The organism is Limnofasciculus baicalensis BBK-W-15, assembly GCF_024178385.1.
Taxonomy (GTDB): Bacteria; Cyanobacteriota; Cyanobacteriia; order Cyanobacteriales; family Coleofasciculaceae; genus Limnofasciculus; species Limnofasciculus baicalensis.
This window is the reverse complement of sequence record NZ_JAMZMM010000152.1, coordinates 1-2282: the sequence shown is the minus strand read 5'-3', so window position 1 is coordinate 2282 and position 2282 is coordinate 1. Positions and strand designations below refer to the sequence as shown.

At 41.8% G+C, this 2282-nt stretch carries 1 protein-coding gene; it reads right to left on the bottom strand.

The genetic code is table 11. The annotated features are described in order from the left end of the window. Positions 1-182 precede the first annotated feature (182 nt). Positions 183-2282 (bottom strand): OmpA family protein (locus tag NJ959_RS15660; protein ID WP_254012672.1); only part of this gene is annotated, 2100 nt, incomplete at its 5' end.

Sequence of the window (2282 nt, the reverse complement as noted above, 5' to 3'; positions counted from 1 at the left end):
TCAGTCAGTTTTAACTGACTTGAGCTATGAGACAGTGGTTTTAACCACTGGCGGTGATTGAGGATGATGTACGATATCGTTTGAAATGGAATTTTCACGTTAAAATCACACCTGTAAAAATAAACTTTTTCAATAACAAGGGATTTATCCTTGCCAATGAATGTTATTTAACGCTATCGCAATTACCGTCTTCTCCGCCCAGAAGATTCCGGTTGCAAGTCGTTTTCTTGGTCTTCAAAAATGATGTCTAATCCTCTGGTATCCTGGAAAATTAACTCCACTCTGCGATCGCGGGCGTAGTCCAAAACGCCTGTACCTGTTGTGCGGCGCTGGGTTTCCCCTAATGAGCGAATTGTCATTCTTTCGGGTTCAATCCCTCGACGCAATAGGTAATTCCTGACTGCTAGCGCCCGACGATTTCCTAATGCTTGATTATAGGCATCGTTAGCGCGAGGATCTGTGTGTCCTTCAATATCTACTGTTAAAAAAGAATATTCTTGGAGAACAGTGGTAACTTTGTCAAGTACCGCTGCACTTTCTGGACTAATTTCCGATTTATCTAGGGCAAAATGGATATTCCTGGGAACCTGCAATCGTAGGGGTTGTGTGGGTGGTAGAAGTGGTTGCGGTGGTATGATTTCTGGTGGGATTGGTCTGGGCGGTGGTGTAAGTTGGACTAGGGTATTGCATTGGGGAGTAACTGTTTGAGCTGGTATCTCTTCGAGAGTTACTGGATTTGTCGCTGATTGAATTAGGGCATTTAGTGCAGGTTCTGAAGTACCATAGTCTGGATGAGTTGCGATCGCACTTACTCTATCTCCAGCTTCCAAGTCTTCTAACATTACTCTAAAATTCCCCTCCGCATCTGCTTTTACGGTTTTCAATACACCATTTAAAGGACCAAAAAGAGTCTGATTCTCCTCCCAAACTCGATAAATTTCTATTGTCGATCCGGGATCTGATTTACCTAAAAGTTCTACTTCATCTCCCAAAACAAAGAATTCTTTAGAAATAAACTGAGGGGCATTAATAGCGGAATTTCCGGTTTCTTTTCGTTCCCGGCGAGAACTTCTAACTGGATTAGTGCCATCTCCTCCTTGAAAATGAATAGGTTCGACATTTTGCTGTGTGTTTAAGTCTATACTAAGTCCTTCTAATCCCCCAAATTGATTGGTTTCAATATTATTATTACGGCTCAAAGGATAAGCTCCTACCACCACACCTGGCCCCGATTGATAGGCAATAGTATTATCGACAACTTGATGATTATCCCCCATCACATAAACTGCTGCCTTTCGAAATCGCCTCCCATTAAACTGAATATGATTATTCCGAATATCAACAGCACCATCGGGTTTAAATAAATAAATCCCACTACCATCATTACCACAAATTAAATTCCCCGTTACCTGAGAATTATCAATTATCCCTTCCAGGCGAATTGCATCTGGCATACCCGCAATACCATTACCCACAATAATATTATCTGCCACATTCAGATTCTTCGCCTGGACTGAAGTAATAATGCCACTACCATCATGATAGGCAATTCTATTTTTACGAATCGTCGCCCCAAAACTATTAAATACCGATACACCAAAAGCTGAATTGTTTTCCGGCATTTCTCCACTAGGAGGCATTCCCAACCAATTCATTTCAATTACCACATCTTTTGGTGGTACATCTTTCTCATAGAAGGGAAAACTACCATTAGGAGACTCCTCCAAATTAATCTCTGGCGGCGGTGACTTATGGGCGATGAAAATATCCGCAGGTGGGGTTAAGAGAGTTACCCCTTTTGGCTCTGCAAGACTCGATTTGAATTGCTTAAATCCATAAATACTTAAGCCGCGTACAGTAACACCATCTGCGACAATTGTCAAGCCCCTGAGAATCTGCCGATCTGATGCTGGTGCGATCGCAATTATCGGCTGAGGGATTGCAATCGTTGTGGTTGGGGATTTTGTGGCATTGTAACCTGGTTGGCTAGTGCCATCTATAACTAATCCCGGGCTTGCCAAAGCTGGTAATATTTCCTGAAGGTAAATTGTAGTTTCCCCAGGGGATAAATTAAATTCAATCCTCGAATTTGTCGCACTTGCTAATGTTTGAATTTGGGATTTTTCGGCTGGGCTTAATTTGTTAATATCTAATTTGCCGTTAACGATTTCAATTGCTTCTCGTAAGGTTAGTTTTTCATCTTTGTCTATGCCATCTTGGTTAGTATTAACTAATAGACTTAAGTTTGTGACTGGGGGTGGAGGCTGTCTCTTATACACACT